The organism is Photobacterium sp. J15, assembly GCF_963870815.1.
Lineage (GTDB): Bacteria > Pseudomonadota > Gammaproteobacteria > Enterobacterales > Vibrionaceae > Photobacterium > Photobacterium marinum.
The window spans coordinates 1,773,647-1,793,630 of the sequence record NZ_CAWMUI010000002.1 but is presented as its reverse complement, the minus strand read 5'-3'; the positions used below and the strand labels follow the sequence as shown (position 1 = coordinate 1,793,630).

The window sequence follows — 19,984 nt, the reverse complement described above, 5'->3', positions numbered from 1 at the left end:
ATGGGGCTTTTGCAAAAAAGTCTAAAAGCCCGAATGACTGCCTATTTTTTGTTAGTGTCGGTATTGGTAGTCGTGGCGCTGGCGGCAATTACATATTTTCTGGCCGCTGATACTCAAAAAGAGATGGCGATCGCTCAGTTTGAGGTAACTGCAGATCATAAAGAGTTTGAAATTCAACGCTTTGTCGCCGAACAGACATCAATTATAGAGAAGATGGCTGAGCTTGATGATTTGCGAAATGCGGCGGGCAACCTGCTGTCAGAACAGATTGGTACTCCTGAATATGAATCTGCTTATTTTAAACTGGCCGAAACCTTATTTCTTTCCACTTACCTTGATTACGGGCTGGATCGGGCAACAGAATTGACGGCTATTTTTATGCTGACCAAAGTTGGCGGACGGGTGTTTTTCTCAACCATGCCTGATGATGAAGGCGAATACCGTCTTAATGATCAATACTTTATTCAGGGATTAAAGCAGACATTTCTGCAAAAAGTGTATCCGGACCCGGATACAGCGGCTCCGACCATGACTGTGTCTACCCCTTTGCTCAGTCCTCAAGGCAAGTTGATCGGGGTACTGGCCGCTCATATCCGGTTATCTGTGCTGGCTGAGATCGTCAATCGCAAAACTGGCCTTGGTGAAAGTGGTGAGGCGTACCTTATTGATGCTCACAACCGTTTTATTTCAGCAGACAGGCTGGGGGACAATGGTTATCCGCGCGGGGTTCACAGCCTGGGGATAGATGCGGCGCTTAGGGGCGAAAAAGGGGCCGGTTTATACGATAACTATGCCGGGGTTGCCGTGATTGGCAGCTACCGCTGGATGCCGGAACTGGGACTGGCTTTGATTTCTGAGGCAAAAGCATCTGTTGCTCTTGCGCCGGCACACCAGCTGGGGGCGATGTTGTTGGTAGTAGGCTTTATGGCGGTTGGTATCCTGAGTACCGGTATTTACCTGATTACTTTAACCATTATTCGCCCGATTTTGGCAGTAACGGATACTACCAGAAAAATCACAGCCGGTGATCTGAGTCAGAAGGCACCAGTGCTTGCTGAAGATGAAACTGGTCTGCTGGCAGAAAACTTCAACCATATGATCCTGAGGTTGAAAAATACTCTTGATGATTTGGCTGAAGAGCAGGAGAGATCAGAACACCTGTTGCTGAATGTGCTGCCGGCTCCGATTGCCGAGCGGCTGAAGCAGGGTGAGGAAACCATTGCTGACAGCTTTTCCGAAGTCACAATCCTCTTTGCTGATTTGGTTAATTTTACCCCGATGTCTGCCCAGCTTTCCGCATCGGAAGTGGTGGGGTTGCTCAATGAGATCTTTTGTGAGTTTGATAAGTTGAGTGAGCGCCGCGGGCTGGAAAAGATCAAAACCATCGGGGATGCCTATATGGTTGGAGCCGGGATCCCGATCCCGCGAGAAGATCACGCTGAAGTGATTGCGGAAATGGCACTCGACATGATGGATGTGATTGCCTGTTTCAATCATAAGCATAACAGGAACCTCAGCCTGCGGATCGGTATTAACAGCGGGCCTGTGGTTGCCGGTGTCATCGGCCGGAAAAAGTTTATTTATGACATTTGGGGAGATGCGGTAAATACTGCTTCCCGGATGGAATCTCAAGGGCTGAAAGGCGGTATTCAGATCACTCAAGCCACTTATCGGCACCTTAAAGAAGGCTATAACTTTACCGATCGCGGAATGGTTGCCATCAAAGGTAAGGGGAAGATGCATACCTACATTCTGGAAGGACGTAAGGAAGAAATAATCAAATAAGAAGGATACGGATATGAAGTTAATGACCGCCCTGATCATTATTGCTGCTTTATTTCTGGCTGCCTGTTCTGATCCGTCAGAACAAGGACGCGAGCTCAGAGTCGGCTTAATCGCCCCGGTAACCGGCCAGATCCCGGAAGTGGGGCGCTCCACGGTTGAGGCGGCCAAGCTGGCTGTGGAAGAGATCAATGGTCGAGGTGGTCTGATTATTGATGATGAGCAGTACAAGGTGGTGCTGCTGATTGAAGATAATCGTGACAATCAGGAACAGACCATCAGTGCCGCGCTTGAGCTGATCAACCAGCAAAATGTCAGTGCGATCATTGGCCCTCAGGCAAGCCGGAATGCCATTCCTGCGGCGAGGTATGTTGAATATGCCCAAATCCCGATGATCACGCCCTGGTCAACCAACCCTGATACCACTCGCCATAAAAACTGGGTTTATCGTGCTGCTTTTGTGGATACCTTTCAGGGTAAGCTGATGGCGAAATTTGCCTATGAGCAACTGGGGCTGAGGAAGGCGGCTGTACTTTACGATATTTCCAGCGAATATAACCGTAATTTAGCTGAAGTTTTCAGTGTGGCTTTCAAAGATCTTGGCGGTGGAATTGTCGCGTATGAGCTTTATACCCGCGATGCCCCTGACTTCACGGAACAGTTGCGCCGAATTCAGGCTGCTCAGCCTGATGTGTTGTTCTTGCCTAATTACTATAACGAAGTGCCGGTGCAGGCTCGTCAGGCCAGAAAAATGGGGATTACTGCCCAGTTACTCGGGAGTGATACCTGGACTCAGATCCTTGAAGATGACCGAAGTGCGGTAGATGGGGCTTTTTTCAGTACCCACTACGCTTTGGATCGTGCTGATGGGGTCGCACTTAATTTCAGGGCACGTTACCGACAGACCTATAACCGAGAGCCAAATGATGTTGCCGCACTGACCTATGATGCCTTTGGACTCTTGTTTGAAGCAGCTAAACGGCATGGTGGCGTTGAACCGCAGGGGATACGCGATGCACTTAACACTATCGACAATTTTGAAGGCATTACCGGGGTGATTCAGTTTCAGGGTTCCGGAGATCCGGTAAAAAGTGCGGTGCTGATTGAAGTGAAAAACGGGGAGTTTGTTTTCAGCAAATGGGTTGAGCCCTGATTGAAGTGCCATTCCGGAGGTTAGATTCTCCTCCGGTTATCAGCATAGTAAAACATGTATTGTTTCGGGGGTATTAAGCGGCCAGGCGTTGGAAGGCTTGCTCTTTGATGGTATGAATGGCTGCGGTAACGTCATCGGCGGATTTTTTTCCGGCATGGCGCAGGTGATCACCCCATTGTTTCAGGTCATCTGTATCTATTTTTCGGATATGATTATCCTTTGCCCATTCACGACCGATCAGATCACCCAGTTCATCCAGTAGTTGGCCGATTTCATCGCACTGGCTGCCGACTTTGCTGTGAAGCTCACGTTTGATGCTGTCCCAGCCTTTTACAAAAAAGCTGCCTTTGTAAAAAGCTCGCAGCCACTTCTGATATTCCTGTTCGCTTTGGGTCTGAATATTCTGCATATCTTCGCTCTAATATCGGCTCTTTTCTCGCCAGTCACTGTTGCATAATTTAATGGTGAAATAATATACAACTCATTATGAAGCAGGATCAACGGAAACGCACCGTCTGAGCTATCGCAGTGGCGAAAATGTGCTACATGTCGTCCGATGCTTGCTCATCCAGACAGCATTCATCCTGCAAGAAACCGATGACTGCTTGCAGCTTGTCATATTCCGCAACACAGAAAAGTGTACGACCTTCACGGCGTTGAGAGAGTAGCCCTGCAGAGGACAGGCTGGAGATATGGTGCGACAAAGTGGACCCGGGGATGCCCAGTTTTTCTTGCAACCCGCCAACTGCAATTCCTTGGTAGCCAGCGCGTACCACACTTTTAAAGATGGCTAAACGAGTTGTATGTCCCAGTTCTTTCAATGCCTTAGCGACGATTTCGATATCCATGACCATACCTTGTGAGGAAATTATATTTCGATATTACTAGAAATATGTTGATCCCGGCAACTAAATAGATCTATATTTCGAATATTCTAGAAATATAGAGATTTTGATTATGTTCGATAAAACGATGCTATTGGATACTTTGAACATGTTTGCCTTCCTGGCAACCGAGCTCACCATTTTGTTTTTGCTGATTAGCTATCTGGTTGGGGTGTTACAGGAATACATACCGCCAGAGCGGATCCAGAAGATATTGAGCGGTAAAAAAGGGAAGGGATACATAGTGGCAGGGTTCCTTGGTGCGATCACTCCGTTTTGTTCCTGCTCAACGATTCCTTTTCTGAAAGGATTGCTAAGAGCACAGGCTGGATTTGGCACTATGATGGTATTCCTATTTGCCAGTCCGTTGCTAAATCCGGTGATTATCGGGCTCTTTGCCGTGACGTTCGGAATTAAGGTCACCGTGTTCTACTTTGTGGTTGCGATGGGGGTTTCGATTGTTGCCGGATTTGTGCTGGAAAAACTGGGCTTTGAAAAGTACGTCAAAGAGGAGGCATATATTGCGCCTCAGGCAAAATGTTGTGGTTCATCGTGCGGTGGCAACAAAGCTCCGGTTAACAAATGGAAGAAAATCTGGCTTTCTACCTGGGCAGACTTCAAGAAAGTCTTACCTTACTTGTTTGGTGGTATCGCTCTGGGGTCAATGATTTATGGTTTTATGCCGACTGAATTTGTTGCCAGTGTAGCCAACGACAGCAACCCTTTTGCTATCCCTGTTGCCGCTGTTATCGGTATTCCGCTTTATATCCGAGCTGAAGCGGTGATCCCGCTGAGTGCTGCACTGGCTGCCAAAGGTATGGGGCTTGGCGCGGTAATGGCTTTGATTATCGGCAGCGCTGGTGCCAGCCTGACTGAGGTGATTTTGCTGAAGTCTATCTTCAAAAACAAAATGATCGTGTCTTTTCTGGTGGTGATTTTGTCGATGGCTATCGGTGCAGGTTTTCTGTATCAGAACTTGTTTTAATTCATTGTCAGCATGAAATGGAGGCTTCGGCCTCCATTTTTCCTTCTATCTGAAATAAAAAAACTAGCTTCGCTCTCTTACGTATCTGCTCTTAGTCAGCGAGTTCAGCAACACTTCTGATTCGATGAATTTAAATGACCGCGGTTCGGTGAGTTCTCCAAAAAGTGGAGAGCCTCCGCCTAGCAGGATTGGGAATGTGGTTATGATCATCTCATCAATTAAGTCTTCAGTCAGAAAGCTTTGGATCGTTTTGCCGCCGTCGATATAGAGGTTGTGATAGCCCTGCTGATTTAACTGAGTGACGGCTTGCTTTACCGGGCCTTTGATCAGAAAAGCTTTGTCCTGATAAGGAGCTGGAATGCTTTTTAAAGTATTGCTCAGTACAAAAACAGGTTTGTTATAGGGCCAGTCGCAATCAAAACCGCAGACGATTTCAAAGGTGTTCCGGCCCATGACGAGGGCATCGATACGTTGCATGAAATCGGCAAAACCAAAATCCAGGCCGTCAGGATTCGGCACACTGTTGAGCCAGTCCAGCCCTCCTTGTTTGTCGGCAATATAGCCATCAAGGCTGGTCGCGATATAGACGATGTTTGACATGTTTGGTCTCCCGAATTTCGGCGCAGAAAATCCTGCAGTTTATTGGTATCCACTGATTTTAATATTCGGATAAGAAAGGAACAATGGTGATGATGCCTGCAGCTGCACAAGCAGATATGACTCGAAATTATGAAGGAAATACTGATTAAATTCAGATGGATATGATTTACCACCTGTTATTGCCTTTTCTTGGGTGTTACATCTATGGCCGATTTTTTTACCTTAATGAAAACAATGGAATGCATCATGAAATTACACCCACTTTTTCTTTGCTTAGCACTGGCAAGTACAGGTGCCGCGGCATTTGATTTGAATGAGCCTGAGAATAATGACACCAGTAACTTGGTCTGGACCGGCCATTTGAGCCCGGATACGGACACAGTGACATCGGCTATTATTGCTGCCTATATCTATGGTGGTACGCCAGTGGTTCCGGAAGCTATTAATCCAGAAAGCCAGTTTGTTCTTGAATACTGTAAGGCAACAACACCGGCACAAATGGCTGATTTCAGTCAGAAGATTGTCGGGCTGGTGGACTTTAACCAGAAGACTCAGCTGCAAAAAAGCATTAAGGAAAGCAGTATTGTAGCGATTGTTGACCACCATGCTATTGGTGGTAATCCGGTGAACATGAAGCAAGTAGCGACGATTGATATTCGTCCGTGGGGATCTGCTGCGACTATTCTCGCTGATCGTGCGGAACAGATGGATATTGAGCTGCCAGAGTATATTGCCTGTACAACACTGGGTGGGATTTTGTCTGATACTTTGGTTCTTCAGTCGCCGATCACCACCGAATATGACAGACACTACGCCGAAGAGCTGGCCAGTGAGGCTGGTATTGACGATATCGAAGCGTTTGGTCAGAAAATGCTGGAAGCCAAGTCGGATCTCAGCCATGTCAGCGCGGCAGATATTTTGACCATGGATTATAAGAACTTTAAGTTTGCCGGTAAGAAAGTCGGAATCGGGGTTGCTGAAACCCTGACTGCTCACCAACTGCTGGATCGCCGTGATGAATTTGTGGCTGCGATGAAGGCGTATAAACAGCGTCAGGGCCTTGACCATTTGTTCTTCTCTGTAACTGATACCAAGAACAAGCGTGCAAATTTGCTGTGGATTGACAGTGCTGACAGCAAGGTGGCCGAGGTTGCCTTTAAGGCTAAGCCGACAAATGGCTGGCTGGTACTTGAAGGGGTTACGTCCCGTAAACGTCAGATTGGCCCGGCGATTCAAAAGGCGGTAGAAAGCCTGAATTAATTGAAAGCGAATACCTGAAAGGTTACGGGTGATAAGGGGATGCGGTGAAATACCGCATCCCCTTTTATTTATCGCGTTAGAGGTTGGCCTGCTGATTGTGATCATAGGCCCGATGGGCCAGCTCAAGAGCGTCAATATCTGAAGCACAAATGAGTTTTTTCAAAGCGTTGAATTTAACTTCAGGCCAGTCGTAGATACTCAGCGCCAGCAGTCGCTCAGTTGTTTCCGGTGAAAAGCGCTGCTTGATCGGTTTGGCCGGTGTACCGCCGACAACTGTATATGGCGGCACATCTCGGGTGACGACGCTATTGGCCGCGACAATAGCACCTTCTCCGACACGCACTCCGGGCATGACCATCGCACGCATTCCAATCCAGCAACCGTCCTCAAGGTAGGTAGCTCCTTTGGACTGGTAGCTTTCTTCAATCATGTCCATGAAAGGGTACAGTGAGAACCAGTCACTGCGATGGGTATGGTTGCCTCCCATCAGAATTACAGCTTCGGCGCCGATGCAGACATAGTCACCGATATGAAGTTTATCGACCTCCCAGCGAGGCTCCCATTGGCTGCTGACTTCATCGCCGTGTAGATAGCGGACAACTGATTTTTCAAATCCGTCATCGTAAGCATCACTGTAATAGCTGTGTGTTCCTTTCAGGAAGATGTTTTTGTTTTTTACGGTTTCATGGAGCATTTCCATTTTGGACCAGTGTTTCATTTTTCTCTTACCTTTAAACCTGAAGGAGAAGGTTCCGGAGCATGGATAGTCGCGTAAGGCCGGCGGTTGAAATGTGAATGCTGAGCCGGATATTAAAATTACGCAGCCGGAATTGTTCTCTTTCAAGAGACAGATGAAATACCGCAAAGTTAGGTTGTCAGATTTGCGGCAGTGAATTTGTTTTTACCGATTGGTATAAATTCACTGCCTTAGCTAAGCAATCTGTGGTTGCTTGAGATAGGCGATTTGGACAACAGCAGTGCATTCTGTCGCGCTGTTATTTTGAACCGGCATATACACTCCTGTTGAAGAATTGAATGAAAGTGGGCTCATAATATCTGGGCGCAATGAGATGTCAATGATGACTTTATCTTTTCCGTGGAGAGCTTTATGCCTGCTCAGACAATACAGTGAATTAAACGGGCTGGAAAAAGTAGGCAGAGGGTAAAACAGGAAGAGAATGAAACAGCCCGTGATAATCACGGGCTGTAAAGGTTTAGAAATCAGCCGTAAAAGTGCATGCTTTCAGCCAGCAAATCGACGAAGCCCTGACGATCGACATCAAACAGAACTGTTGTATTGGCCGGTTTACCAGAGAGCTGGTAACGGTCGACAACTGTCATGCCTTGGGTGTACTCGCCCTTGGTTTCTATGCCGACCCAGCAGTCTTGCTCTGTGAAAATTTCAGGTTTCAGCAGCCAGGCGATGGTGCAAGGATCGTGAAGCGGCGCGCCAGCCAGTTCCCATTTCGGATCTCTGTGGTAGATCATGAAGAAATCAAGCAGTCCGGCCACCACATCGGAAACCGGATTACCAATAGCGCGGATTCGTTCAATATCTTCATCCATGATTTGGGCACGGTGGGTAACATCCAGCCCGCACATGGTAACAGGAATGCCGGAGCGGAAGACGATATCAGCAGCTTCCGGATCGACATAAATATTAAACTCAGCGGCCGGAGACCAGTTTCCGGTTTCGGCACCGCCACCCATCAGCACAATTCGTTCTATTTTGTCTGCCAGCTCGCGGTGAGTTGCAAGTAACAGGGCAATATTAGTCAGTGGTCCGGTCGGAACGAGAGTAACGGGTCTGTCGCTTTCACGAAGGATTCGAGCCATCAGCTCTACGGCATTTTCTCCGACAGGATCAAATCCCGGATCCGGCAGTGACGGGCCGTCCAAACCGCTTTCGCCGTGGACGTTGTCGGCTATGATCAGTTCCCGTGCCAGAGGCTTTAAGGCTCCGCCGGCAACCGGAATGTCATTACGGCCAAGCAGGGTCAGGATCCGAAGAGCATTGTTCAGGGTTTTCTCCGGAGTCTGGTTACCGGCACTGGTGGTGACCGCCTTGATATCAAGAGACGGGGAGGCACAAGCAAGGATCAGGGCAATGGCGTCATCATGGCCAGGATCACAATCGATGATAATAGGGCGGGTCATGAGGGTACTCCTTTGTTTTTAAAAGGAAATGTACCTGCTCCGATGAGGCAGTAATGTGAATGAAATCGAAAAGATAAAAGTTCTTCCCTTTCCAATTCACAAAAATATCAAATAGAGACAGGCCACTATAGATATCTATAACCAATATCTAATTGGCTTCCGCGCGAATGCTATAGCTTATCTAGGTAGATTAGATAAGTTGCGATAAGTCTCACTTTAGTAGTGATTAGATGTAACGCTATGACAGAAAACGTCTTTGAACTGTATCGCATCCGCTTTTTTTGCTCATCGTAACCTCTCTTACTGTATGACTTAATTCAACTCAATAAAGTTCATATAACTTCAATGAGTTGTAAATATGTCTAAACCAGCAGCTCGCGTCGGTGATTTTCATACCTGTCCGAAAAGAACGGGGAAAGTACCTCATGTTGGTGGGCCGATTGTACAAGGCTCACCGAATGTTTTTATTGGCGGATTGCCAGCAGCCCGTCAGGGAGATATGGCGGTATGTATTGGGCCGCCGGATAAAATTGCAGGCGGTTCGTCCTCTGTCTTCATTAATGGCAAACCGGCTGCCCGGCTAGGAGATGACACTGCTCATCGTGGTGTGATTGTTGGTGGATGCGGCACGGTATTGATTGGTGACAGTGCTGGTGGGCAGAGTGGTGGAAGTGATGCGGGGGCTGGAGAAGGGAAAAGTAAGACGTCACAATCAAATGAAAAGCAGTCATCCGGAGAAGGAAAGATGTCTTCGTTGCTTAAATCCAGACAGATTCAGGCATTAAAAAGTGATGAGCCTGTTTGTGAAGTTTGCCAGGAGCCTGAGCAGTCATGACTATACTTCAATTTAATCTCCCCCTTCCGTTACCTGATTTCAGCATGGATGAAGGCGACAATCTGTATTTGATTGTTGACGGAAGCAAAATACCTTTACTCAGCCGAGAGCTGATGCTGGCTGATATCGACGCATATTTCTCGGCTGTTTACAGTTTTCCGCCGTGGGAGCAGCTAAGGGAAGTCTCCCCTTTTGTGGTGGAAGCCACCCCGTCCATTATTGATTGGTTTACAGCGCTTGAAACTGCCGATGTCGGTTATTTTTTTTCTTCCGAGCTAGAGCCATTTGATCTTACTCACCACTTGGTAACTTTAGCAGAAGGTATCACCCCCTATGGCGGCAAGGTGATGTTCAAAATGGCACACCCTGAAGGCGCCTGGGTGTTATTTGAAGATGAATCGCCTTTGTTATGGCAAGGGATCAGCAAAGTGTGGATACCGGTTCAGGGAGAGTGGCAAGTTAAATCACACCCAAAGAATTTACCGTCACCAAAGGCAGAAAAATTAGTCTTTACTGAGCAGCAATGGCAATCCTTTGGTGATATTTCATGGCGCAATACCCAAAAAATGATTTATCGGCACATGGTGAAATGGTTTCCGGAGCGTCTGGGCGCAAGCGATAACCCTGTCGACTGGGTTGCATCCTGGGCAAATGCGGCCTACCAGAAAGGCTTTGGCGTACATAGTGACCTCCTCTCGTTTTTTAATGTTCTCGGTTACTTGGGTGAGTCGGCAATTAACCAGCCGGTTTACCCTGATATATATCACTTGATCCAACAGCCATCGTTAATGACGCCGAGTCAGCGGATTGAACGTGCCGCCGAGTTAGCAGAAGCTTATGCAAAGCAGGGAAAATAGAATGAGTTCACCAAACAGTGATGCAAGAAGTGCAAGCAATAAAGATGGACGCAACCCGGTCGGAATCTGTCCGTTAAAAGAAAATAAAATTCAGCTTGTTCCGGTGCGCTACGCAATCACAGAACAAAAGCCGCAACACCCTGCAATTGCCAGTAAACACGCATCATTGCTCTCTTATCGCCCCATCGGTATTCGTCCGCTTATTGAAGATGGCTATCTGTATGTGATCCACAGTAAGCGCCAGGAAATTATTTATGTTTATAAAGTTTCAACCACCGGAGCGGTGACCAAGCTGGAACAGCTGGGCCTGAAGAACACGGCGAATGGGCAGGAGTATGTCTATGCGGAGTCAGAATCAGCCTTGGTGGTAGAACGTGCTGGCAGTATTGAAGTGCTCTATAGCCGTGTTCCTATTTCTCCGAAACTGCAACGTCAGTTATTAAGTTCATCGAAATTGCGTTCACAGCTGATGCAGCGTTGCTCGGTTGGTAGCTATGAATGCGTAAATGGTGCAACGCACCTGTTGCCTCCGGATCAGTTAGCTGATCACCTGGCTGACTGCCATCCGGAACAGAGCCGGAACACGAAAGACTTTCAATGGCGCTGGATGGTCGATCCGGTAGAAAAAATAGAAGCCAGCACCATAACTGAACATATTCTTGGTCAGTATAAGCAAGATTCGGCGATTTTAATTCTGGAAGATCCTATCGGAGTCATGAATGAGTTGGCTGGTGCTTATATTGCTATGACTGCTCAGGAAATTGAGTGGCTGGAAAAAGATGAGAACCGGGCTAAGTATTTTGCCGCTTCTCATATCAACCTTTTGATTGAGGTGACAGAGCGACACTTGCTGGCCAATAGCAGCAATAAAAAAATCAGTGAGTATATCCAAAATAATCCGGATAAAGCGGAAGAATATTTTTATGACTACAGGCAGGCGATGAAAGCCTATGAGGAGGATAAGCATCAAGCTTCTTCTGCGGCATTAAGTCGGGCACCGCAACATTTCAGGCGTAGTCGTGCTTATATCAATTTAGAGCAGGAAAAAAAACGGATTGTTCAACTGGCTAAAAACATCGGTGTGAAACCGAAAGAAATTTTTAGTCTGTTTAATCGGACAATAAGACAGAATAACACGCTTCGTAATGGGGATACTTCGGGTAAGCGCGGTGTGCTCGAGAGGATCCGGCATGATGAAATGCAGGCATGGTACGCTGATGCCTGTGAAAAAGTGACCTTGTGGCTTGAAGAGCGGGAAAAGATATGTGCCGATCGGACTGATTTCCTTCCTATCGCCTATAAGGCGCTGCCGGTTTATGACAAAGAAAATGTCGAGACATTTAAGATGCGGCTGGCAGCGGAGAACCACTGGTTAGTCGGGCTGACTGAATTTGACGAACATTTGTCGCAACAGTGCAAGTTCTTTTTCCATTCGCTGGGTGAGCAAAACCTGCATCTGGAATATGTGAAAAATGAAAAACAACTGGCGGTTGTGGAAGATTATGACAGCCTGACCAGCGATGCGATAAAGCTGTATCAGCTTAAAAAGGGAAAGGATGGCGTTGATAATGCGCTACAAGATGTAAAAGATTTCCGCTCCCTGCTTGATGGCAGTGCGCTGGTTCCGATGGAGAATCCTCCTGATGACATTCGGGTTCAGATGAATCGTTTTGGTGCTCAGTTGGCGCCTTTAGCCTTGAAAGAATTTCGTGAGTTACAGGCCGATCTGGCTCGTAATACGCAGCGAATCAATAATATATTCCGCCATGCTAAACCTGGGTTGACTGCTATTTTATTGGGGCAGGCAAAAAATGCCCAAGTGACGATTGATATTGGTCCTAAAGCCGGGGTCGATCGTATTGGTGGTTTGATCGATGAGATGGAGAGAACCGCGGCCAGGTATAACGATCTGGTGTCAGAAAGGAATAAGGTTGAAGAAGAAAGCCGCGGGCTGACGAAGGATCAAAAAAAGCAAATTCGCCTTGACTTGAATGAAGAGATCTCCCGCTTAGGGAGAGACGTTGAGCGTTTGTTGGATGAGCTGGGAGCAACCAGTACCCCGATAGCAAGTCAAGGAGAAAAGTACCCTTCGTCACATGTGATGCTGAAAGCCGCAGGGCTGAATGAGGAAGAGCTTAAAAAATGGGCCAAACACCATTATAGGTTAATGAAAAATCAGATTTTGTATGGCTCCGAGGAAGGCTTTAAGTGGTATAAGCCGGATGGGGCGGTGAAATCTGCCAGTCTTGGTTTAGTTTTTTTCATCTTTGCGGGATGGAATTGGTGTGACTCTTACAGCAAGCTGGAGCAGAAGTCGGAATGGACTGATTTTCAAAAGCTAGATTTCTTAGGTTCGACTGCAGGCATGCTGGCATCGGGTTTAGGTGTGGCGGTCGAAATTGCCCGGACCAGTACGTTATTGGAGTGGGTGGAATCCGGGAAAAAAGGTCCGCAAATGTTGTGCGGGAAAATAATCACTATCGGTACTTTGGTTACTGCTTCTTTAGGGGTGGTTTCTGTTGCAGTGGATGGTTTTAAACAGGGGAAAAGATTGATTAAAACCTGGCGTCAGGGCGATGTCCACGCACTGGTGGGGACATTGATGGCCTTGGGCGGGGATGGAATACAGATTTATCACACGGCAAAACTGGCAAGGTACACCTCTGCCCAAATTAAAGGGGTAGTGCTAAAGGAGATTTTTTGGGATACAGCAGCAGAGAGGATTTTAAGTTTTGCCGGGCGATTGAGTTCCTGGATGTGGTGGGGAAGTGCGCTGGTTTTTGTCGGTGAAATTATTTATAACTCGACACAGTCTACCCCGCTAATGATTTGGGTTGGTCAGTCGTCATGGGGACAGGAGAAACGCGGGCTCTTCTGGGGCGGCGACAATAAGAACTGGGACTATGAAACTCAGTTGCTGAAATGGCAGGAAGTGATGCAGACGCCACGTTTGTTCCTGACGGCTGATGAAAATCTCACTCCCGTTGAGTATGATGAGCCTGGCTATTATACCTACCATACATATTCCTATCTTTCATGCCATTCTGTCACTAAGCTGCGTATCGTGATTCCGATGACGCAGCCACAGCAGGTACAGGTTGCCGCTTTTCTTAAAACTTCTGATGGTGAAATAAAGAACATAACTTCATTGCTGGTAAATGATTGTCAACACATGGTTTTTGATGGCATGAATACCATTTGTGAATGGTTGTGGCCTGCCCAATTATCCCCTTCTGAATTTTATCAATATCTGGACCTGATGGTCAGTGTCACAAATCAGTTTGGTGATCTGTTGTTTGCTGAACAGGGTGGTGCCCGTTTCACCTTGAATTTACAGCAGATAGACCAGTTGGATGCTGTGCCGCAAACCGAAGACTGGTATCAGGCCAAGTTGTTGGAAGAAAGCGACCAGCAAATGGTCGGTAAAGCCCGCTTTGAAGATGTGTTGATTGAGCTGAAACCAGTTTTGAGTTTTAACCCCGTTACAGGAGCGTATGTTTAATATGGCTAACCGAGAGTTCCCTTTCTTCGCCGGGCAGCATACCCGGGAAAAGTTTTCATCGCGATATGTCCTTAGTCCGTTGCCGGTTAAAACGCAGATTCCGGCAGCCAACTGTTGTAATTTGTTAATGCGCAAAACGGACCACTATATCGATCTGGGCAGTGAAGCTGGCAGTCTTTTCCAGACCCAGTGTTGTTATTTTCTCTTTATGTTTTCGTTTTCTATCTCGATGGCCATGGTGGCTTTTTGGGGCGGGTATGATGAGGTCGTGAAGAGTTTTTATGACGAGGTACGAAATAGCGAAGGAAAGTGGGTATTTGTCTTTAGCTGGTATAACTGTATATATGTATTAGGGGCTCTATTCTTGCATTTTTTCATTCTCGGCGGTATTAGCATCGAGGTCATGATTAAGAGCAATCGTGACTCAGCCCGTACTTTGCCACTGCGCTTTCACCGCCAGCGCCGGGAGGTGATGTTTTCCCGCTGGAACACCCGTACTAAAAAGCCGGATATCAAGGTAGTGCCATGGGAGAAAGTCTGTGCCATGGTTGGTCACGGAGAGGCTTACTCTACCAGCGGAATGTACTGCTTGTCTTCTTTGTTTATTGGTGCCAATGACGAAGACGAGCCCGGCCGTTTCTGGGCGGCATTGTCAGTCGGAGCCATGCATAACATGGCCGGAGCCGCGCAGTGGGAGATGATACGCAAATTCATGGATGAAGGCGCGGAGGCAATTGAAAACCCTCGGCCCATTACCTTTAAAGGGCTGGTGGAAGAGTACTGCGAGCAACATGAAATTACCCCGGATAAAATGAGCCCCTGGGTACGCTTGTGGTGGGAAATCAACGGCACCCGGCTGGGGATCTGGGCGACAAACTACCGCCTGCAACTTAGTCAAGATACCTACATCACGGTGCCGGAAATCGAAGACTGGAGCCAACCGCTTCCTGAATCCCAGTGGGCAAAATCCAGTGATGAGCTGAACTACTACAACCGGATGCTTGACGAGCATGACTATCGCCCGGGCCGCAATATCCTCGCTGTTTCCGACCTGCGCGAACGCTTTGGCCCGTATCCGCCGAAGGGGAATAACCAGAGTCCGGATCAGGAACCCTGTCTAGGATCCGGGCACTAGCAATGACCAACCAAGAATTCCCTTTCTTTGCCGGGCAGCATACCCGGGAAAAGTTTTCATCGCGATATGTCCTTAGTCCGTTGCCGGTTAAAACGCAGATTCCGGCAGCCAACTGTTGTAATTTGTTAATGCGCAAAACGGACCACTATATCGATCTGGGTAGTGAGGCTGGCAGCATTTTCCAGACTCAGTATTGTTATTTTGGTTTTATGTTCTCGCTTTCAATCACATTGGCAATGCTGGCTTTTTGGGGCGGGTATGATGAGGTCGTGAAGAGTTTTTATGAACTTCAGTATCTTGGTAATGATGAGTGGGAACATGTCTTCAGTTGGTACAATTGCATACAGGTATTATTGATCTTCTTGTTGCCTTTCTTAACCGTTGTCGGTATCTGCATTAACATTATGATTCAGGGTAACCGCGACTCTGCCCGTACTTTGCCACTGCGTTTTCACCGCCAGCGCCGCGAGGTGATGTTTTCCCGCTGGAACTCCCGCACCAAAAAGCCAGATATCAAGGTAGTGCCGTGGGAGAAAGTCTGTGCCATGGTTGGCCACGGAGAGGCTTATTCCACCAGCGGCATGTACAGCCTGTCTTCTTTGCTTATCGGTGCCAATGATGAAGATGATCCCGGCCATTTCTGGGCGGCACTGGAAGTCGGGGCCATGCATAACATGGCCGGAGTCGCGCAGTGGGAGATGATACGCAAATTCATGGATGAAGGCGCGGAGGCAATAGAAGACCCTCGTCCCATCAATTTTAAAGGGCTGGTGGAAGAGTACTGCCAGCAACATGAAATCACCCCAGATAAAATGAGCCCCTGGATACGCTTGTGGTGGGAAATCAACGGCACCCGTCTGGGGATTTGGGCGACAAACTACCGCCTGCAACGTAGCCAGTATACCTACACCACGGTGCCGGAAATCGAAGACTGGAGCCAACCGCTGCCTGAATCCCAGTGGGCAAAGCCCAGTGATGAGCTGAACTACTACAACCGGATGCTCGATGAGCATGACTATCGCCTGGGCCGCAATATCCTCGCTGTTTCCGACCTGCGCGAACGCTTTGGCCCGTATCCGCCGAAAGGGAATAACCAGAGTCCGGATCAGGAACCCTGTATAGGAGCCGGGCACTAGCAATGACCAACCGAGAGTTCCCTTTCTTTGCCGGGCAGCATACCCGGGAAAAGTTTTCATCGCGTTATGTCCTCAGCCCGTTGCCGGTTAAAACGCAGATTCCGGCAGCCAACTGCTGTAATCTGCTGATGCGTAAAACTGAGCATTATATTGATTTAGGCAGTGAAGCGGGCAGTATTTTCCAGACCCAATATTGCTATTATCTATTTATGTTTTCGTTTTCTATCTCGATGGCCATGGTGGCTTTTTGGGGCGGGTATGATGAAGTCGTGCAGAGTTTTTATGAACTTAAATATCTTGGTGATGAAGAGTGGGAGTATGTATTCAGCTGGTATAACTGTATATATGTATTAGGGGTTCTATTTTTGCATTTGTTTGCACTTACAGGTGTCTGCATTAACATTATGGTTCAGGGGAACAGCGACTCTGCCCGTACTTTGCCACTGCGTTTTCACCGCCAGCGCCGCGAGGTGATGTTTTCCCGCTGGAACTCCCGCACCAAAAAGCCAGATATCAAGGTAGTGCCGTGGGAGAAAGTCTGTGCCATGGTTGGTCACGGAGAGGCCTATTCCACCAGCGGTATGTACAGCCTGTCTTCTTTGCTTATCGGTGCCAATGACGAAGACGATCCCAGCCATTTCTGGGCGGCATTGTCAGTCGGAGCCATGCATAACATGGCCGGAGCGGCGCAGTGGGAGATGATACGCAAATTCATGGATGAAGGCGCGGATGCAATAGAAAACCCTTGCCCCATTAATTTTAAAGGGCTGGTGGAAGAGTACTGCCAGCAACATGAAATCACCCCGGATAAAATGAGTCCCTGGGTACGCTTGTGGTGGGAAATCAACGGCACCCGGCTGGGGATTTGGGCGACAAATTACCGCCTGCAACGTAGCCAGTATACCTACACCACGGTGCCGGAAATCGAAGTCTGGAGCCAACCGCTGCCTGAATCCCAGTGGGCAAAACCTAGTGATGAGCTGAACTACTACAACCGGATGCTTGACGAGCATGACTACCGCCTGGGCCGCAATATCCTCGCTGTTTCCGACCTGCGCGAACGCTTTGGCCCGTATCCGCCGAAAGGGAAAGAGAATAAGAAACAACGTGTTAAATGTGCTCGTAAGGGGTGAGTTAATTCTGAGGCTTTGTGGTTTTTATTTGTGATGCTCAATCAACGCCCTGGTATACCCTCAGGGCGTTTTTTGTAATCTGGTTTTTCATAGCAGTAAGCAGTGAGATGCCGCCGACAGTTTTATTCATTTGCGGTGGTATTGGTGCGAATGGGTATTGAAGTCAGGGAGTAACTCGGTGATGGTCATTGAAGTTGTTAACGTTGATTGGATTACAGACAAGTGAGTGACCTATGAAGATTAAAGCTGTGTTGTTTGATATGGACGGACTGATTTTTGATACCGAAGGCATATGTAAAACGAGTTGGCAGAATGCGGTTAGCGAACAGGGGTTAGTGCTCACCGATGATTACTATCAGCGTTTTATCGGTACTCAGGATGTTCAATGTGAGCAGCTCTTGGTTGATGCGTTTGGTGAGCGGTTGGATATGGCCCGCTTCAGGCTGGTGCGGGATGCCATGCTGGAGGCCGAACGGAAAAAAGGTGTGAAATTTAAAGCCGGATTTGAAGATATATTTTCCGAGCTTAAAGGACGATCGCTGCAATGTGCATTGGTTACTTCGTCAGCTTTGCCTCAGGTTGAACACCACTTTGCCGGTTCGGATTATCTGCAATATTTCAATACCATCATTACTGCTGAAAAAGTAGAAAATGGTAAACCGGCCCCGGATTGTTACCGTATGGCTTGTGAGCAGTTGGATATCGATCCGGTTCATTGTCTTGTGTTGGAAGATTCTAACAATGGTATGCGTGCTGGGTTGAATGCCGGCTGCCATGCGGTGATGATCCCGGATCTGCTGGGGCCTGATGCCGATGTTGCTGAAAGGGCGACGGCTGTTATTGCCAGTCTGACTGAGGTGAAGCAGTTCCTTTAATGCCTGAACTGGATCAGGTGTGTTATCAAAGGAGTGGTAACTATGGAAGACATCTACGATTACATCATTATCGGCGGCGGGATAGTTGGTGTGTCGACTGCGTGGCAGTTGCAGCAACGCCACCCGGACAAAAAGGTACTGCTACTGGAGAAGGAAGCGGGTTTATCTCGTCATCAAACCGGCCACAACAGTGGTGTGATTCACGCCGGGGTATATTACGAACCGGGAAGTCTGAAAGCCGAATTTTGTAAGGCTGGTGCGAAAGCGACGAAGCGGTTTTGTCATCAGCATAATATTGCGGTAGAAAATTGTGGCAAGTTGTTGGTTGCGACGAATACGGTTGAGCTGGAACGGATGCAGGCACTCTATCAGCGTTGCGGTGAGAATGGTATTGATACTGAGTTGCTCAGTCAGGCTGAACTGAACAAAAGAGAGCCCAATATTGAAGGTTTGGGGGCCATTTTTGTTAAGGCAACCAGTATCGTCGATTTCCGTCTGGTGACGGAAAAAATGGCCGAAGAGTTTATCTCGGCGGGCGGAACTGTGATGCTGGGGGCTGAAGTGACAGCTTTGGAAGAAACAGAGGAACAAATTGTTGTTACTGCCCGTAACGATGAGGGAGGCGGGAAGCTCATATTTTCATGCCGCTTTCTAGTTTCTTGCTCTGGGTTGATGGCCGACAGGGTAGCCAGGATGCAGGGCATAAAAACCGACTTTCAGATCATTCCATATCGCGGCGAATATTATCGCCTGCCGGAAAAATACAACCACATAGTGAATCACCTTATTTATCCGATTCCGGATCCAGATTTACCATTTCTTGGCGTTCATCTTACCCGAATGATAAATGGTTCAGTGACAGTCGGGCCGAATGCGGTACAAGGTTGGAAAAGGGAAGGGTATGGCAGGGTTAATATCAGTCTGGTCGATATTCGGGAGATGTTTTCTTTCAGTGGCTTCTGGAAAGTGAATCTTAATCACCTGAAAACCGGCATTATGGAGTGGAAGAACTCCTTGTGGAAGCCGGGCTATCTCAAGTTGGTCAAAAAATATTGCCCGCAAATTACGCACAGGGACTTGCTTCCTTATCCGGCTGGCGTTCGGGCGCAAGCTGTGCTGAGAGATGGCACCCTGGTTCATGACTTCTTGTTTGCAGAAAGTCCGCGCAGCCTTCATGTCTGTAATGCGCCGTCACCAGCGGCGACATCGGCAATTCCCATTGGTGAGTATATCTGCACTAAGGTTGAGAAAAAGCAGCGGATTGACCAAACCAAAGAAAATATAGCAGTGTTGTGAATATGAATTTGTCGTACTGGAGCGCCGGGCAAGCCTGAGTCATAATGGCAAGCTTATCAGTAGGATGTGTATTTAAAGGGAATAAAATGAATAAGCTTGTTTGTGCGGTACTTTTAGCCGCTAGTTTTGCCGCTCACTCTGCTAGCTGGAGCTGATCTTCTTCCGGTAACAGTTGTGCTGTCTCTTCTAATGGTTCAACAACCTCATCTTCTAAGACTGAAAATGGTCAGAGTTCAGCTATTTGTGGGTTTACTGGTTCGGAAGGTTCAATCAGCCTCGGCGATGACAAGGTTGAATTGAGTGACGGTGTTTTGAAATGGAATGATAAAGCTTTGCCGGAAAATTATGACAGTGTTGAAGTGCAGCTGCGTAAATCCGGCGATTCAGTCACTCT

At 47.8% G+C, this 19,984-nt stretch carries 17 protein-coding genes; 12 read left to right on the top strand and 5 right to left on the bottom strand.

What is annotated here, in order from left to right; translation table 11 throughout:
• Positions 1 to 1,785 (top strand): adenylate/guanylate cyclase domain-containing protein, encoded by a 1,785-nt coding sequence (locus tag AACQ93_RS24870; protein WP_064609776.1) that lies wholly within the window; start codon positions 1 to 3, stop codon positions 1,783 to 1,785.
• 13 nt (positions 1,786 to 1,798) lie between these two features.
• The gene (locus tag AACQ93_RS24865) at positions 1,799 to 2,935 is read left to right on the top strand and encodes an ABC transporter substrate-binding protein (protein WP_064609580.1); all 1,137 of its coding nucleotides are present in this window, start codon (positions 1,799 to 1,801) and stop codon (positions 2,933 to 2,935) included.
• 73 nt (positions 2,936 to 3,008) lie between these two features.
• Here AACQ93_RS24865 and AACQ93_RS24860 read toward each other — a convergent pair whose 3' ends face one another.
• Positions 3,009 to 3,344: a hypothetical protein gene (locus AACQ93_RS24860; RefSeq protein WP_007463303.1), complete on the bottom strand. Its 336-nt coding sequence runs from the start codon at positions 3,342 to 3,344 to the stop codon at positions 3,009 to 3,011.
• 133 nt (positions 3,345 to 3,477) lie between these two features.
• Complete coding sequence (locus AACQ93_RS24855) at positions 3,478 to 3,783, bottom strand: ArsR/SmtB family transcription factor (RefSeq protein WP_064609579.1); 306 nt, start codon at positions 3,781 to 3,783, stop codon at positions 3,478 to 3,480.
• A 109-nt stretch (positions 3,784 to 3,892) separates the two neighbouring features.
• Between AACQ93_RS24855 and AACQ93_RS24850 the strand changes: the two genes are divergently transcribed.
• The gene (locus tag AACQ93_RS24850) at positions 3,893 to 4,804 is read left to right on the top strand and encodes a permease (protein ID WP_007463307.1); all 912 of its coding nucleotides are present in this window, start codon (positions 3,893 to 3,895) and stop codon (positions 4,802 to 4,804) included.
• A 63-nt stretch (positions 4,805 to 4,867) separates the two neighbouring features.
• Here AACQ93_RS24850 and AACQ93_RS24845 read toward each other — a convergent pair whose 3' ends face one another.
• Positions 4,868 to 5,404, bottom strand: a complete 537-nt coding sequence (locus AACQ93_RS24845) for a dihydrofolate reductase family protein (protein WP_064609578.1) — start codon at positions 5,402 to 5,404, stop codon at positions 4,868 to 4,870.
• Positions 5,405 to 5,650: 246 nt separating this feature from the next.
• Between AACQ93_RS24845 and AACQ93_RS24840 the strand changes: the two genes are divergently transcribed.
• Positions 5,651 to 6,664, top strand: coding sequence for a manganese-dependent inorganic pyrophosphatase (locus AACQ93_RS24840; RefSeq protein WP_064609577.1), 1,014 nt, complete (start codon positions 5,651 to 5,653; stop codon positions 6,662 to 6,664).
• 76 nt (positions 6,665 to 6,740) lie between these two features.
• On the opposite strand, the gene AACQ93_RS24835 is transcribed toward AACQ93_RS24840, so the two are convergent.
• Complete coding sequence (locus tag AACQ93_RS24835) at positions 6,741 to 7,382, bottom strand: CatB-related O-acetyltransferase (RefSeq protein WP_064609576.1); 642 nt, start codon at positions 7,380 to 7,382, stop codon at positions 6,741 to 6,743.
• 503 nt (positions 7,383 to 7,885) lie between these two features.
• On the bottom strand, positions 7,886 to 8,821 hold the full coding sequence (gene rihA / locus AACQ93_RS24830; protein WP_064609575.1) for a pyrimidine-specific ribonucleoside hydrolase RihA: 936 nt from the start codon (positions 8,819 to 8,821) through the stop codon (positions 7,886 to 7,888).
• Between the two features lie 358 nt (positions 8,822 to 9,179).
• On the opposite strand from rihA, the gene AACQ93_RS24825 reads away from it, so the two are divergent.
• The 8 genes from AACQ93_RS24825 (at position 9,180) to lhgO (ending at position 19,590) form a co-directional block, all read left to right on the top strand.
• A complete protein-coding gene (locus AACQ93_RS24825; RefSeq protein ID WP_084419467.1) occupies positions 9,180 to 9,656 on the top strand; it encodes a PAAR domain-containing protein in 477 nt (158 codons plus the stop codon).
• Positions 9,653 to 10,513 (top strand): DUF4123 domain-containing protein, encoded by an 861-nt coding sequence (locus AACQ93_RS24820; RefSeq protein ID WP_064609574.1) that lies wholly within the window; start codon positions 9,653 to 9,655, stop codon positions 10,511 to 10,513. The genes AACQ93_RS24825 and AACQ93_RS24820 overlap by 4 nt, the downstream gene beginning before the upstream one ends.
• Position 10,514: 1 nt before the next feature.
• Positions 10,515 to 14,015: a toxin VasX gene (locus AACQ93_RS24815; RefSeq protein ID WP_064609573.1), complete on the top strand. Its 3,501-nt coding sequence runs from the start codon at positions 10,515 to 10,517 to the stop codon at positions 14,013 to 14,015.
• A complete protein-coding gene (locus AACQ93_RS24810; protein ID WP_064609572.1) occupies positions 14,008 to 15,150 on the top strand; it encodes a hypothetical protein in 1,143 nt (380 codons plus the stop codon). Before AACQ93_RS24815 ends, AACQ93_RS24810 begins: the two co-directional genes overlap by 8 nt.
• 2 nt (positions 15,151 to 15,152) lie before the next feature.
• Positions 15,153 to 16,286 carry a hypothetical protein gene (locus AACQ93_RS24805; protein WP_064609571.1) on the top strand — a complete coding sequence of 378 codons (1,134 nt, stop codon included), beginning with the start codon at positions 15,153 to 15,155 and terminating at the stop codon, positions 16,284 to 16,286.
• A gap of 2 nt (positions 16,287 to 16,288) precedes the next feature.
• The gene (locus AACQ93_RS24800; RefSeq protein WP_064609570.1) at positions 16,289 to 17,419 is read left to right on the top strand and encodes a hypothetical protein; all 1,131 of its coding nucleotides are present in this window, start codon (positions 16,289 to 16,291) and stop codon (positions 17,417 to 17,419) included.
• 233 nt (positions 17,420 to 17,652) lie between these two features.
• Positions 17,653 to 18,294: an HAD family hydrolase gene (locus tag AACQ93_RS24795; protein ID WP_064609569.1), complete on the top strand. Its 642-nt coding sequence runs from the start codon at positions 17,653 to 17,655 to the stop codon at positions 18,292 to 18,294.
• 42 nt (positions 18,295 to 18,336) lie between these two features.
• Positions 18,337 to 19,590, top strand: coding sequence for an L-2-hydroxyglutarate oxidase (lhgO, locus tag AACQ93_RS24790; RefSeq protein WP_064609568.1), 1,254 nt, complete (start codon positions 18,337 to 18,339; stop codon positions 19,588 to 19,590).
• The last annotated feature ends 394 nt before the right edge of the window (positions 19,591 to 19,984 follow it).